The organism is Burkholderia sp. Bp8963, from assembly GCF_003854275.1.
In the GTDB taxonomy this organism is placed as follows: Bacteria; Pseudomonadota; Gammaproteobacteria; order Burkholderiales; family Burkholderiaceae; genus Burkholderia.
On the sequence record NZ_QTQP01000014.1, the window covers coordinates 83,445 to 97,683 of the forward strand.

At 67.8% G+C, this 14,239-nt stretch carries 14 protein-coding genes; 8 read left to right on the forward strand and 6 right to left on the reverse strand.

The window, feature by feature from the left end:
* From DID96_RS14365 to pyrF, 3 genes are all read left to right on the forward strand, one after another.
* Complete coding sequence (locus DID96_RS14365; protein ID WP_185732257.1) at positions 1-813, forward strand: SDR family NAD(P)-dependent oxidoreductase; 813 nt, start codon at positions 1-3, stop codon at positions 811-813.
* Positions 814-868: 55 nt separating this feature from the next.
* Positions 869-1,918, forward strand: a complete 1,050-nt coding sequence (locus DID96_RS14370; RefSeq protein WP_124599966.1) for an aldose 1-epimerase — start codon at positions 869-871, stop codon at positions 1,916-1,918.
* A 99-nt stretch (positions 1,919-2,017) separates the two neighbouring features.
* Positions 2,018-2,860: an orotidine-5'-phosphate decarboxylase gene (gene pyrF / locus DID96_RS14375; RefSeq protein WP_124599967.1), complete on the forward strand. Its 843-nt coding sequence runs from the start codon at positions 2,018-2,020 to the stop codon at positions 2,858-2,860.
* 70 nt (positions 2,861-2,930) lie between these two features.
* Here the strand turns inward: pyrF and DID96_RS14380 are convergent, their stop codons facing one another.
* The 3 genes from DID96_RS14380 to thiL are packed head-to-tail and all read right to left on the reverse strand — an operon-like array spanning position 2,931 to position 4,998.
* Positions 2,931-3,431 carry a CinA family protein gene (locus DID96_RS14380; protein ID WP_124599968.1) on the reverse strand — a complete coding sequence of 167 codons (501 nt, stop codon included), beginning with the start codon at positions 3,429-3,431 and terminating at the stop codon, positions 2,931-2,933.
* Between the two features lie 30 nt (positions 3,432-3,461).
* Entirely contained in the window at positions 3,462-4,007 is a 546-nt protein-coding gene (locus tag DID96_RS14385; protein WP_124599969.1) for a phosphatidylglycerophosphatase A, read from the reverse strand.
* The gene (gene thiL / locus DID96_RS14390; protein WP_124599970.1) at positions 3,997-4,998 is read right to left on the reverse strand and encodes a thiamine-phosphate kinase; all 1,002 of its coding nucleotides are present in this window, start codon (positions 4,996-4,998) and stop codon (positions 3,997-3,999) included. Before thiL ends, DID96_RS14385 begins: the two co-directional genes overlap by 11 nt.
* Before the next feature lie 134 nt (positions 4,999-5,132).
* On the opposite strand from thiL, the gene DID96_RS14395 reads away from it, so the two are divergent.
* The 3 genes from DID96_RS14395 to DID96_RS14405 all read left to right on the forward strand — a co-directional run bounded on the left by DID96_RS14395 (position 5,133) and on the right by DID96_RS14405 (position 8,819).
* Positions 5,133-7,475 carry an NADP-dependent malic enzyme gene (locus DID96_RS14395; RefSeq protein ID WP_311767745.1) on the forward strand — a complete coding sequence of 781 codons (2,343 nt, stop codon included), beginning with the start codon at positions 5,133-5,135 and terminating at the stop codon, positions 7,473-7,475.
* A gap of 329 nt (positions 7,476-7,804) precedes the next feature.
* Positions 7,805-8,236, forward strand: a complete 432-nt coding sequence (locus DID96_RS14400) for a ribonuclease (protein ID WP_124599972.1) — start codon at positions 7,805-7,807, stop codon at positions 8,234-8,236.
* Positions 8,237-8,252: 16 nt separating this feature from the next.
* Positions 8,253-8,819: a barstar family protein gene (locus DID96_RS14405; protein WP_124599973.1), complete on the forward strand. Its 567-nt coding sequence runs from the start codon at positions 8,253-8,255 to the stop codon at positions 8,817-8,819.
* Between the two features lie 99 nt (positions 8,820-8,918).
* Here the strand turns inward: DID96_RS14405 and DID96_RS14410 are convergent, their stop codons facing one another.
* The 3 genes from DID96_RS14410 to speE are packed head-to-tail and all read right to left on the reverse strand — an operon-like array spanning position 8,919 to position 10,785.
* Positions 8,919-9,686 carry a 16S rRNA (uracil(1498)-N(3))-methyltransferase gene (locus tag DID96_RS14410; protein ID WP_124599974.1) on the reverse strand — a complete coding sequence of 256 codons (768 nt, stop codon included), beginning with the start codon at positions 9,684-9,686 and terminating at the stop codon, positions 8,919-8,921.
* Positions 9,683-9,922 carry a glyoxalase/bleomycin resistance/extradiol dioxygenase family protein gene (locus DID96_RS14415; protein WP_124599975.1) on the reverse strand — a complete coding sequence of 80 codons (240 nt, stop codon included), beginning with the start codon at positions 9,920-9,922 and terminating at the stop codon, positions 9,683-9,685. The genes DID96_RS14410 and DID96_RS14415 overlap by 4 nt, the downstream gene beginning before the upstream one ends.
* A gap of 5 nt (positions 9,923-9,927) precedes the next feature.
* Complete coding sequence (speE, locus tag DID96_RS14420; protein ID WP_124599976.1) at positions 9,928-10,785, reverse strand: polyamine aminopropyltransferase; 858 nt, start codon at positions 10,783-10,785, stop codon at positions 9,928-9,930.
* 230 nt (positions 10,786-11,015) lie between these two features.
* Here speE and tkt point away from each other — a divergent pair, with 230 nt between their 5' ends.
* Both tkt and gap read left to right on the forward strand, forming a co-directional pair.
* The gene (tkt, locus tag DID96_RS14425; protein ID WP_185732259.1) at positions 11,016-13,088 is read left to right on the forward strand and encodes a transketolase; all 2,073 of its coding nucleotides are present in this window, start codon (positions 11,016-11,018) and stop codon (positions 13,086-13,088) included.
* An 89-nt stretch (positions 13,089-13,177) separates the two neighbouring features.
* A complete protein-coding gene (gene gap, locus DID96_RS14430) occupies positions 13,178-14,188 on the forward strand; it encodes a type I glyceraldehyde-3-phosphate dehydrogenase (protein WP_059500962.1) in 1,011 nt (336 codons plus the stop codon).
* Positions 14,189-14,239 lie beyond the last annotated feature (51 nt).

Consider the following 14,239-nt stretch of genomic DNA (forward strand, 5'->3'; position numbering starts at 1 on the left):
ATGACCACCGACTTGAGCACCGATTTGACCACTGATACGACCACACCCGATGCACACTATGCGCGCTATCCGAGCCTCGCCGACCGCGCGGTGCTGATCACGGGCGGCGCGACCGGCATCGGCGCCGCATTCGTCGAGCATTTCGTCGCGCAGGACGCGCGCGTGGCATTCGTCGATCTCGACGCCGCGGCGGGCCGCGCACTCGCCGAACGTCTCGCGCATGCGCGTCATGCGCCGCTCTTCATCGAATGCGACCTGTCCGACATTGCCGCGCTGCGTCGCGCGATCGACGCGATCCGCGCGCGGATCGGCGCGATCGCGGTGCTCGTCAACAATGCGGCGAACGACGCGCGCCACGCGATCGGCGACGTGACGCCCGAATCGTTCGACGCGGGCATCGCGGTGAACCTGCGTCACCAGTTCTTCGCCGCGCAGGCCGTGATCGACGACATGAAGCAGCTCGGCGGCGGCGCGATCATCAACCTCGGCTCGATCAGCTGGATGCTGAAGAACGGCGGCTATCCCGTGTACGTGACCGCGAAAGCGGCCGTGCAGGGCCTCACGCGCGGCCTCGCGCGCGATCTCGGCCCGTTCGGGATCCGCGTCAATTCGCTCGTGCCGGGCTGGGTCATGACCGACAAGCAGCGCCGGCTGTGGCTCGACGACGCGGGGCGCGCGGCGATCAAGGCCGGCCAGTGCCTCGATGCCGAACTGCTGCCCGCCGATCTCGCGCGGATGGCGTTGTTCCTTGCGGCCGACGACAGCCGGATGATCACCGCGCAGGACGTGATCGTCGATGGCGGCTGGGCGTGACCGGCCGAGCGACCCGCCCGCGACCCGAACCGATTCTTTGACGAAGGAACCCGTTATGACCGCCACCTCCCTGCGCGAACCGACTTCGACGACCCGATCGCGCCGCGCGCGCCTCGCCGCCGCCGCGCAGCCGGTCAGCGCCGGCCCGCAGACCGCCGCGTTCGCGCAGGGCGTCGGCGCGTCGCATGCGGCGGCGATTACGCTGTCGAATGCGGCGCTGCGGCTCGAAGTGCTGCCGCACCTCGGCGGCGGTATCGCGCGTTTCGACTGGCGTGGCGACGGCGGCGCGCTGACGCCGGTGTTCCGCCGCTGCGAGCACCCGGAGACGGCGACCGATCCGAACGAGCTCGCGTGCTATCCGCTGCTGCCGTATTCGAACCGGATCGGCGGCGCGCGTTTCGAATGCGACGGCCGCAGCGTCGCGGTGCCGCGCAACCGCCGCGACGAGCCGCTGCCGATCCACGGCGACGGCTGGCTCGCGCACTGGCGGGTCGACGACGCGACAGCCACGTCGTTGCAGCTGTCGCTCGACCACGGTCACGGCACGCCGTACGCGTTTCGCGCGACGCAGACCTACCTGCTCGACGACGCGACGCTGTCGATTGCGCTGACGGTCGAGAATGCCGGCCGTGTACGGCTGCCGTTCGGGCTCGGCGTGCATCCGTTCCTCGTGCGCGACGATGCCACCGAGCTCGCGGCCGCGGCCGGCGGGCTGTGGCTGTCGGGCGCCGACTTCCTGCCGGTGCGGCACGTGAGCGTGCCGCCTGCATGGCAGTTCGGCGTCGCTTATCCGCTGCCGGCCGGGCTCGTGAACCATGCGTTCACGGGCTGGGGCGGCCATGCGACGGTCAGCTGGCCGCGCCGCGGGATCACGCTGACCGTCGCGGCCGATGCCGATGCGTACGTGCTGTACACGCCGCCGGGCGCGGATTTCTTCTGCTTCGAGCCGGTCGATCATCCGATCAATGCGGTGAACCTGCCGGGCGGCGGGGCCGCGCACGGGATGACACTGCTCGCGCCGGGCGAGCGCCTCGCGCGGCGCTTCGCGTTTACCGTCGAGCGCAGCGTCGTTTGCAGCGAGATGCGGGGCGAGATGCGGCGGTGACATGAGGTGACATGCGGCGGCGACGTGCCCGCGCGCGAAAGCCGCCTGCGACGCGGGTAAAATACGCGGTCTAACAACGGTTTGCCGCGAGTACCTGCCATGTCTACCCCGCTTACTTTCATTGAATCGCTGCGCGCCGCGTGGCAGCGCACGAATTCGCTGCTGTGCGTCGGCCTCGATCCCGAGCCGTCGCGCTTTCCCGTGCAGTTCGACGGCCAGCCCGATGCGATCTTCGAATTCTGCCGGCAGATCGTCGACGCAACCGCCGAGTTCGCGAGTGCGTTCAAGCCGCAGATCGCGTACTTCGCCGCGCATCGCGCGGAGGACCAGCTCGAGCGGCTGATCGCGCACATCCACCTGCAGCATCCGGGCCTGCCGGTGATCCTCGACGCGAAGCGCGGCGACATCGGCAGCACCGCCGAGCAGTACGCGCGCGAAGCATTCGAGCGCTACCGCGCGGACGCGGTGACCGTGAACCCGTACATGGGTTTCGATTCGGTCGAGCCGTATTTCGAGCACGAAGGCAAGGGCGTGATCGTGCTATGCCGCACGTCGAACCCGGGCGGCTCGGACCTGCAGTTCCTCGAGACGAATGGGTCCGGCCAACCGGGCCGGCCGCTGTACCAGGTGGTCGCGGATCTCGCGGCGAACAAGTGGAACGCGAAGAGCGGTCAGCTCGGCCTCGTCGTCGGCGCGACGTTCCCGCACGAGATCGAAGTCGTGCGCGGGATCGTCGGCGACATGCCGCTGCTGATTCCGGGCATTGGCGCGCAGGGCGGCGACGTGCAGGCGACCGTCCGCGCCGGCCGCACGGCCGACGGCACCGGGATGATGATCAACTCGTCGCGCGCGATCCTGTACGCAAGCAAGGGCGAGGATTTCGCGGACGCCGCGGCGCTCGCCGCGCAGAAGACCCGCGACGCGATCAACGCGCATCGTTGAGCGGGGCCGGTCGCCCGCCAGGGCGGCCTGGTTTTGGTCGGCCCGCCCGGGCGGCCTGAGCAGGCGCGCGTCAGCCCTCGCGTTCTTCGAGCAGCTTCAGCAGCCCGCGCAGCGCATGCACGGCGGCCTGCGTGCGGATCTGCTCGCGATCGCCCTTGAACACGAGCGTCTCGACGTCGGTATGCAGCCGGTTGCTCCACGCGAACGACACGGTGCCGACCGGCTTTTTCTCGCTGCCGCCGGCCGGCCCGGCAATGCCGGTTACCGCGAGCGACACCTGCGCGCGGCTGTTGCGCAATGCACCTTCGGCCATCGCGCGCGCGACCGGCTCGCTGACGGCGCCGTGCTTGTCGATCAGTTCGGCCGGCACGCCGATCATCTCGCTCTTGGCCTGGTTCGAATACGTGACGAAGCCGCGCTCGAACCACTGGCTGCTGCCGGAGATGTCGGTGATCGCGGCTGCGATCATCCCGCCGGTGCAGGATTCGGCGGTGGCGAGCATCAGGTGCCCGTCACGCAACTGGTTGCCTGCGCGGATCGCAAGCTGGTGGACGACGGAATCGGTTGCCATGCGAAAGGGAGAACAGGAGTCGGAAAGGCGTCAGCCGGCGAACGATCGCCACAGTGCGATCACGAGCAGCGTCATGAACGCGGCGATCAGGTCGTCGGCCATGATGCCGAGGCCGCCTGCCAGGCGGCGCTCGACATGGCGGATCGGGGGCGGCTTGAGCATGTCGAAGCAGCGGAATGCGACGAACGCCCACAGCTGGCCGACGAACGTCGCCGGCGTGACGAACAGCATCACGATCCAGATCGCGACGATCTCGTCCCAGACGACCGGGCCCGGGTCGGCGTTGCCGAGCCGCTTCGCGGTGAAGCCGGTGGACCAGACGCCGGCGACGAAACCGGCAGCGATCAGCCCCCACCATTCGGGCACCGTCAGGTAATTGTTCAGCGCGACGAACGACAGCCAGCCGAACAGCGAGCCGATCGTGCCGGGCAACAGCGGCGCGAGCCCGCTGCCGAACCCGAGCGACAGGATGTGTGCCGGATGCGACAGCATGAAGCGCGCGGTCGCGCGCTGCGGCGCGTTCTGCGTGGCGCCGGCGCCGGCCGCGGCGCGCGGGGGCGTCGGGTCAGTCTGCATGGAAGTGGTCGAAACCGTGCAACGTGAGGGCGAGGGGCGCGCCGGCTGCGTCGCGCCACGCGATCGCGGGCCGCTCCGACGGCGCGGACAACGCGCGTATTGTACCGATTCGCGTGACCGCGACGCCGGCGCTCGCGCCCGCCGCCTCGATGGCCGCGCGGGCTGCCGCGGGCGCGGTGAAGCACAGCTCGTAGTCGTCGCCGCCCGCGAGCGTGCAGCGGCGCTGCACGTCGCTCGGCAGCGTCGCGAGCGCGGCCGAGCGGGGCACCGCGTCGGCGTCGATGTCCGCGTGCACGCGCGAGCGCTCGAGGATGTGCTGCAGATCGCCGGCGAGGCCGTCCGAGATGTCGAGCGCCGCATGCGCGACGCCGGCGAGCGCGAGCCCGAGCGCGATGCGCGGCTCGGGGCGTTCGAGCGCCGCCTTGAATACGGCCTGTTCGCGACTGCCGGCCGTCCATTCGCCGCGCGCGACGCCGAGCCCGGCCCGCGCGTCGCCGAGCGTGCCGGACACCCAGACGTCGTCGCCGTCGCGCGCGGCATCGCGCCGCAGCGCGGCGTCGGGCGCGACTTCGCCGAATACGGTCACGCACAGGTTCAGCGGCCCGCTCGTCGTGTCGCCGCCGATCAGCTCGCAGCCGAACCGCTCGGCGAGCGCGAACAGCCCGTCGCTGAATGCGGCGAGCCACGCGGCGTCGGCGCGCGGCAGCGCGCACGCGAGCGTGAACGCGCGCGGCTCGGCGCCCATCGCCGCGAGATCGGACAGGTTGACCGCAAGCGTCTTGTGACCGAGCGCGTCGGGCGCGACGTCGGGAAAGAAATGACGGCCTTCGACCAGCATGTCCGTCGAAATCGCAAGCAACTTCCCGGATCGTGGCGCGAACAGCGCGCAATCATCGCCGATCCCGAGCGTCGCGGCGCGCGTGCCCTGCGCCGCACGGCGCGCGAAGAAGCGGTCGATCAACGAAAACTCGGAGAGGGGGGAGGCTGACACGGCGGACGGACCCGAAGCGATTGAGTGAACGGCATTGTACGAGCCGAACGGCGGCGTTCCTGCACCGTTCAGTACAATTTTGTCGCAGCAGTTGCACCTGGATCGAAATTTTGGTGACTTCGAATGGCGCTACAATGCCGTCGAAGAGTCATTCTAATCTGCACGTCACGAGACACATGTCCACGCAAGCCTCCTCCAAAGCCAAGCTCCGCGAAGCGGCCCTCGACTATCACGAATTTCCGACTCCCGGCAAGGTCGCGATCGCGCCGACCAAGCAGATGATCAACCAGCGCGACCTGGCGCTCGCGTATTCGCCGGGCGTGGCGTTCGCGTGCGAGGAGATCGTCGAGAATCCGCTCAATGCGGCCCGCTTCACCGCGCGCAGCAACCTGGTCGGCGTCGTCACGAACGGCACCGCGGTGCTCGGCCTCGGCAACATCGGGCCGCTCGCGTCGAAGCCGGTGATGGAAGGCAAGGCCGTGCTGTTCAAGAAGTTCGCGGGCATCGACGTGTTCGACATCGAGCTGAACGAGTCCGATCCGCACAAGCTGGTCGACGTGATCGCCGCGCTCGAGCCGACGTTCGGCGGCATCAACCTCGAAGACATCAAGGCGCCGGACTGCTTCATCGTCGAGCGCGAAGCCCGCAAGCGGATGAAGATTCCGGTGTTCCACGACGACCAGCACGGCACGGCGATCGTCGTGGCCGCGGCCGTCACGAACGGCCTGAAGGTGGTCGGCAAGAACATCAAGGAGGTCAAGCTCGTCGCGTCCGGCGCGGGCGCGGCCGCGCTCGCGTGTCTCGACCTGCTCGTCGACATCGGCCTGCCGCTCGAGAACATCACGGTGACCGACCTGGCCGGCGTCGTCTACAAGGGCCGCGCCGAGCTGATGGACCCGGACAAGGAACGCTTCGCGCGCGAAACCGACGCGCGCACGCTCGCCGAGGTGATCGGCGGCGCGGACATCTTCCTCGGCCTGTCGGCCGCCGGCGTGCTGAAGCAGGAGATGGTCAAGGGCATGGCCGAGCGCCCGCTGATCCTCGCGCTCGCGAACCCGACGCCGGAAATCCTGCCGGAACTCGCGCTCGAAGTGCGCCCGGACGCCGTGCTCGCGACCGGCCGCACCGACTATCCGAACCAGGTCAACAACGTCCTGTGCTTCCCGTTCATCTTCCGCGGCGCGCTCGATGTCGGCGCGACGACGATCACGCGTGAAATGGAGATCGCGGCCGTCAACGCGATCGCCGAGCTTGCGCAGCACGAGCAGAGCGACATCGTCGCGACCGCGTACGGGATCCAGGACCTGTCATTCGGCCCCGAATACCTGATTCCGAAGCCGTTCGACCCGCGCCTGATCGTGAAGATCGCGCCGGCCGTCGCGCAGGCCGCGATGGACGGCGGCGTCGCGACGCGCGCGATCGAGGACATGGACGCGTACAAGCAGCACCTGCAGCAGTTCGTGTACCACAGCGGCACGACGATGAAGCCGATCTTCCAGCTCGCGCGCAGCGTGCCGGCCGAGAAGAAGCGCGTCGTGTTCGCGGAGGGCGAGGAAGAGCGCGTGTTGCGCGCCGTTCAGATCGTCGTCGACGAAAAGCTCGCGAAGCCGATCCTGATCGGCCGTCCGGCCGTGATCGAGCACCGTATCCAGCGCTATGGCCTGCGCCTGACGCCGGGCGTCGATTTCACCGTCGTCAACACCGAGCACGACGAGCGCTACCGCGAATTCTGGCAGGACTACGCGAAGATGATGGCGCGCAAGGGCATCAGCGAGCAGCTCGCGCGCGTCGAGATGCGCCGCCGCACGACGCTGATCGGCTCGATGCTCGTGAAGAAGGGCGAAGCGGACGGGATGATCTGCGGCACGATCAGCACGACGCACCGCCACCTGCACTTCATCGATCAGGTGATCGGCAAGCGCCCGGGCTGCAGCGTATACGCGGCGATGAACGGCCTCGTGCTGCCGGGCCGGCAGATTTTCCTCGTCGACACGCACGTGAACGTCGATCCGACCCCGGAGCAACTCGCCGAGATCACGATCATGGCTGCGGAAGAAGTGCGCCGCTTCGGCATCGAGCCGAAGGTCGCGCTGCTGTCGCACTCGAATTTCGGCACGAGCAACGCACCGTCCGCGCAGAAGATGCGCGATACGCTCGCGATCCTGCAGGAACGCGCACCGGAACTGAAGGTCGACGGCGAGATGCACGGCGACGTCGCGCTCGACGCGGCGCTGCGCAAGGAAATCCTGCCGGCGTCGACGCTCGAAGGCGAAGCGAACCTGCTGGTCCTGCCGAACATCGACGCCGCGAACATTGCGTACAACCTGCTGAAGACGGCCGCGGGCAACAACATCGCGATCGGGCCGATCCTGCTCGGCGCCGCGCAGCCCGTGCACGTGCTGACCGAGTCGGCGACCGTGCGCCGGATCGTCAACATGGCGGCGCTGCTGGTGGCCGACGTGAACGCGGCGCGTTAAGCGAATCTGTAAAAAATAAAAAAAAGGGCGTGCCCGCAACGGGCACGCCTTGGGTACCGCGAAAACCGCGCCTCCCATAAGCAACAGCGCATCTCTCCGCTCCGGGTAGTGAGCCTGGCAAGGAGGCAGAGTCTTGCCGCACGAGAGATGCCACGCGCATTTTATCCTATGAAGGATAAAAATGTCGCAATTTAGGTAAAAATTTCCCGAGTCGCGACGCCATGGCGTTTTCAATCCCCCAACGGACATTGATTCGCGCGAACAATAGCGCTACGCTAACGCCTTCGTTGGTCGTCAACTACTTGATTTAACAGCGGGAACCCCGGTTTATGGCACGCAAGTGGCTCCGCAACGGCGCGCTCGCGTCCGTCTTCGCGATGATCGCGATGGGTATCGTCGGCACGCCGACGGGCAGTCTGGTTTCCGCCGCCCAAGCACGGGAGGCCGTCCAGGCCGACGTGGCCGCCGGCGGGTTTGACACGGTCCCGACCGCCCGTCTGCCGCGCGAGGCCGTGACCACGCTCGGCCTGATCGCCGCCGGTGGTCCCTATCCGTATGAGAAAGACGGCGTCGTGTTCGGCAACCGCGAGCGGATCCTGCCGAAGGCGAAGCGCGGCTACTACCATGAGTACACGGTACCGACCCCGCGCGCACGCAATCGCGGTGCGCGCCGGATCGTCTGCGGCGGGCCGCCGCGCCGGGTCGACAACTGTTATTACACGGGCGACCACTACAACAGTTTCAAACGCATTGTTGAATGACTTCGGGAAGAACGGCATGAGCGACTCCATCTACACGCACGACACGGCGTCGTCGGCGGATCTGATCGCGGCCGGCGACGGCAATCTGTTTCAGCGCGTGATGCAACTGCACGCGACGGCACAGGCTGGCGCCGCGCCGGCGCAGCAGGACGCCAGCGCCGGGCTTTCATCGACCGAGGAGCCTATGAGCCTTTTCACGACCGTGCGACCCAATCTCGTCCAGTCGATCCGTGCGTTCCGCGTGCAGGATCTCGCGGACGAAGCCGGCCGGCTCGGCCAGCATTTCCTGTATGCGTATTGCGGCGCCGCGCAGTCGAAGCAGGAAGTGATGGAGACGATCGCGACGTCGTTTCTGTTTCCGAAACACTTCGGCAAGAACTACGACGCGCTGTATGACTGCCTGACCGATCTCGTCGCGAAGGCGGGGGCGCAGCCCGGTTTCGTGATCGTGCTCGAAGGGCTGCCGATCGCACAGAAGTTCGACAAGGAAGGCCGCGAGACGCTGCTCGATGTGTTCCGCGAGGCCGCGGAGTTCTGGTCCGAGCGCAAGGTCGCGTTCCGCGTGTTCTACTCGTTTGCCTGAGCGCCTTTACGGCCGAATCGAAGCCCGCCGCCGAGCGGGCTTTTTTGCGCGTGCACCGGATCTCGCCGATTCGGCATCGGCGGCCCGGAACACGTCAGATCACCAGCCGCCCCAGCGCGCAGCGAGCGCGGCGAGCACCGCCGCGCCGGCGGTTTCGGTCCGCAGCACGCGTGGCCCGAGCGACAGCGCGATGAAACCGCGCGCACGCGCCGCCTGTTCCTCGTCGGGCGACAGCCCGCCTTCCGGTCCGATCAGCAACGTGACGGTCGCGGAGGGCGGTGCGGCGGGTAGCGACGCAAACGGAATGCTGGCGCGCGGCGACAGCAGCAGCCGCAGTTCGCCGTCGGCTGGCGCGGCCGGCAGCGCGTCGAGCCACGCGTCGACGCCGCGTACCGGCGCGACCTCGGGCACACGGTTGCGTCCGCACTGTTCGCACGCTGCCCGCACGATGCCGCGCCAGTGCGCGACGCGTTTCTCCGCACGCTCGCCCGACAGCCGCACGACGCCGCGCGACGTCGACAGCGGCGCGATCGCCACGGCGCCGAGCTCGACTGCCTTCTCGATCACCCAATCCATCTTGTCGCCGCCGGCGATGCCCTGCGCGAGGGTCACGCGGTAAGGCGGCTCCGCTTCGGTCGACTCGAATGTATCGAGCCGCGCGATCGCATTGCGCTTGTCGATCTCGACGAGCTGCGCGCGGTACTGGCCGCCCGTGCCGTCGAACAGCGCGAGCGTGTCGCCCGGCTGCAGCCGCAGCACCTGCGCATGGCGCGCGACGTCGGCGGGCAGCGTGAGCATGGCGTCGGCGCGCAAGGCCGCGTCGACGAAAAAGCGCGGCACGGCCGCGGTGGTAGTGGCTTCGTTCATTGTTCGAGATGGCGCGCGAGCGCCCAGCGGTAACCGTCGAGATCCTCGATCTGCGCGAAGCGATCGCCCCGGAACGGGTCCTGCGGCGCGGTCAGCGACTTCGCGCCGGCATCGTCGAGCGCGTCGCGCAGTTCGAAGCCGAACGCGGCCTTGAAGAAATCGATCGTGGCGCGCGGGTTGCGCACGGCCAGATAAGGTGTCAACCAAGGCACGTTGGCCGGACGTGGATCGGTCATGAAGCTCAGCGGCGAACGCCCAGTGTATCGCGCAGCGCACACGGCAGCGCGAACAGCGCCGCGTGCAGCCGCGCGTCGTAGTAACGCAACCCGTCGATGCCGCGATTGACGAGGCGTTCCTCGATGTCGTGCATGAACAGCGACGCCGCGTCGAGCGTGTCGCTCGCGATCGCCATCAGCCACACCGAGCCGTACAGCGGGACGTGCGCGGACAGCGGATCGACGACCGCGAAGCTCGCGCGCAGGTCGGCAAGCAGCGCGGCAATGCGCGGCGCGTGGAACACCGGCGAGCCAAGATGCATCGTGATCGCGCCGCATGGCGTCAGGATCCGCTTGAGATGCTTGTAGAAGTCGCGCGTATAGAGGCCGGCCGCAGGCGACTCCGGCGGCGTGAGGTCGAACACGACGAGGTCGAAGTGCTCGACGGTCGACTCGACGAAGTGCGCGGCATCGCCGATCACGACTTCGACACGCGGATCGTCGAGCGCGCCCTGGTGCACGTCGTCGAGGTAGCGGCGCGCCATCCCGACGACCTCGTCGTCGAGCTCCGCGACGACGATGCGCTCGATGCACGCGTGCTTGAGCAACTGGCGCGCGGCACCGCCGTCGCCGCCGCCGAGCACGAGCGCCTTTCTTGGCGCCGGATGCGCGAGCGCGGCCGGGTGGGTCATGCACTCGTGGTAGATGTACTCGTCGCCGACGGACGTCATCGGCCGGCCGTCGAGCGTGAACAGGCGGCCGAGCTGCGGTGTTTCCCACACCTCGATCTGCTGGTGCGGGGACGCGACGTGCGCGAGCCGCCGCGCATGCGGAAAGCCGTAGGCGGAGTCGGGTGTCGGGTGAAAGAGAAGCGTCGTGCTCACGGGCGGGCCGCGCGGGGCGGGCGGTTCCAATTTCTGAATTATAGAAGGCCGGACATTGCGGACGCGAAGTTTGACGGAAAACCGTGCCGGAACACCGACCGTCAGGAAGGGAAATGTCAGCCCATCTGTTAAAATGATGAGCTTTGCAGCCTCGTCCGTTGGCTCCGCCCGCTTCGCGTCCGTCTGGCGCCGCACTTCGCGCCGGGAGCGGCCGGCCCGCGAGCTTCCGGATACCGCACGTGCCCCGTTTTCTCGACTCGTTCTCCGGACTCGACATGACGACTTCGTCTCCCGCCTCCACCACCCTGATGGCCAACGCGATCCGCGCGCTCGCGATGGACGCCGTCCAGCAAGCGAACTCCGGCCACCCCGGCATGCCGATGGGCATGGCCGAAATCGGCGTCGCGCTCTGGTCGCGCCACCTCAAGCACAATCCGGCGAACCCGCACTGGGCGGACCGCGACCGCTTCGTGCTGTCGAACGGCCACGGCTCGATGCTGCTGTACGCGCTGCTGCACCTGACCGGCTACGACCTGCCGATGGAAGAGCTGAAGAACTTCCGCCAGCTGCACTCGAAGACGCCGGGCCACCCCGAATACGGGATCACGCCGGGCGTCGAGACGACGACGGGCCCGCTCGGCCAGGGTCTCGCGAACGCGGTCGGCATGGCGCTCGGCGAAGCGCTGATGGCCGCCGAGTTCAACCGTGACGGCGCGAAGATCGTCGATCACCACACGTACGTGTTCCTCGGCGACGGCTGCCTGATGGAAGGCATCTCGCACGAGGCCTGCTCGCTCGCGGGCACGCTGAAGCTGAACAAGCTGATCGCGCTGTACGACGACAACGGCATCTCGATCGACGGCGACGTCGTCAACTGGTTCCACGACGACACGCCGAAGCGCTTCGAGGCGTACGGCTGGAACGTGATCCCGAACGTGAACGGCCATGACGTCGACGCGGTCGACGCGGCGATCGCGAAGGCGAAGCTGTCGGACAAGCCGACGATCATCTGCTGCAAGACGGTGATCGGCCAGGGCGCGGCGACGAAGGCGGGCGGCCACGACGTGCACGGCGCGGCGCTGGGCGCGGAAGAAATCGCGAAGACGCGCGACGCGCTCGGCTGGAAGTGGGAGCCGTTCGTGATCCCGCAGGAAGTCTATGCGGCATGGGATGCGAAGGAAGCCGGCAAGCGCAGCGAATCCGACTGGGACGCGGCGTTCGCGCAATACAGCGCGCAGTATCCGGCGGAAGCGGCCGAGTTCGAGCGCCGGATGGCCGGCAAGCTGCCCGCCGACTGGGCCGCGAAGGCCGCGGCGATCGTCGCCGGCGCGAACGAGCGCGCTGAAACGGTCGCGACCCGCAAGGCGTCGCAGCAGGCGATCGAAGGCCTCGCGGCCGCATTGCCCGAACTGCTCGGTGGTTCGGCCGACCTGACCGGCTCGAACCTGACCAACTGGAAGGCGTCGAAGGCGGTCCGCGCGAACACGGACGGCCCGGGCGTCAAGTACGGCAACCACATCAACTACGGCGTGCGCGAGTTCGGCATGAGCGCCGCGATCAACGGCCTCGCGCTGCACGGCGGCCACAAGCCGTTCGGCGGCACGTTCCTGACGTTCTCCGACTACAGCCGCAACGCGCTGCGCGTCGCCGCGCTGATGAAGGTGCCGTCGATCTTCGTGTTCACGCACGATTCGATCGGCCTCGGCGAGGACGGCCCGACGCACCAGTCGATCGAGCACGTGTCGAGCCTGCGCCTGATTCCGAACCACGACGTGTGGCGTCCGGCCGACACGGTCGAGACGGCCGTCGCGTGGACCCACGCAATCGCCGCGGATCGTCCGTCGAGCCTGATCTTCAGCCGTCAGAACCTCGCGTTCAACCCGCGCACCGACGCGCAGATCGCGAACATCGAGAAGGGCGGCTACGTGCTGCGCGACTGGGACGAGGAAATCGTCGCGCGCAAGATCATCCTGATCGCGACCGGCTCGGAAGTCGAGCTCGCGATGAAGGCCGTCGAGACGCTCGCGCAGCAGGGCATTGCGGCGCGCGTCGTGTCGATGCCGTCGACCAACGTGTTCGACCGCCAGGACGCCGAATACCGTGAACGCGTGCTGCCGCACGGCGTGCGCCGCGTCGCGATCGAAGCGGGCGTGACGAGCTTCTGGCACAAGTATGTCGGCCTCGAAGGCGGCGTCGTCGGGATCGACACGTTCGGCGAATCGGCGCCGGCCGGCGTGCTGTTCAAGCACTTCGGCTTCACCGTCGACAAGGTCGTCGAGACCGCGAAGGCCGTGCTGGCCTAAAAGCATTCGCGACGCGCGCCGGCCCCAGGCGCGCGTCGCACCGTGAAGCTGCACGAAACGAATTTTTTTCAGCCATCAGGAGATAGACCATGACGATTCGCGTCGCAATCAACGGCTACGGCCGCATCGGCCGCAACACGCTGCGCGCGTTCTACGAGAACGGCAAGAAGCACGACATCGAGATCGTCGCGATCAACGATCTGGGCGATGCGAAGACCAACGCGCACCTGACCCAGTACGACACCGCGCACGGCAAGTTCCCGGGCGAAGTGTCGGTCGACGGCGACTACCTGGTCGTGAACGGCGACAAGATCCGCGTGCTCGCGAACCGCAACCCGGCAGAACTGCCGTGGGGCGAGCTGGGCGTCGACGTCGTGATGGAGTGCACGGGCTTCTTCACGACCAAGGAAAAGGCAAGCGCGCACCTGAAGGGCGGCGCGAAGAAGGTGATCATCTCGGCGCCGGGCGGCAAGGACGTCGACGCAACGATCGTCTACGGTGTGAACCACGACGTGCTGAAGGCCGAGCACACCGTGATCTCGAACGCATCGTGCACGACGAACTGCCTCGCGCCGCTCGTCAAGCCGCTGAACGACAAGATCGGCCTCGAAACCGGCCTGATGACGACGATCCACGCTTACACCAACGACCAGGTGCTGACGGACGTCTATCACGAAGACCTGCGCCGCGCGCGTTCGGCCACGCACAGCCAGATCCCGACCAAGACGGGCGCGGCTTCGGCGGTCGGCCTCGTGCTGCCGGAACTGAACGGCAAGCTGGACGGCTACGCGATCCGCGTCCCGACCATCAACGTGTCGATCGTCGACCTGTCGTTCATCGCGAAGCGCGACACGACGGTCGAGGAAGTCAACGCGATCATGAAGGAAGCGTCGGAAGGCGCGCTGAAGGGCATCCTCGGCTACAACGACGCGCCGCTGGTGTCGATCGACTTCAACCACAATCCGGCTTCGTCGACGTTCGACGCAACGCTGACCAAGGTGTCGGGCCGTCTCGTCAAGGTGTCGAGCTGGTACGACAACGAGTGGGGCTTCTCGAACCGCATGCTGGATACGGCTGTCGCATTCGCGAACGCGAAGTAATCCCGCACGACGCACGGCCGCCGCGAGGCGGCTGGCGTCGCGCTCGGGCCC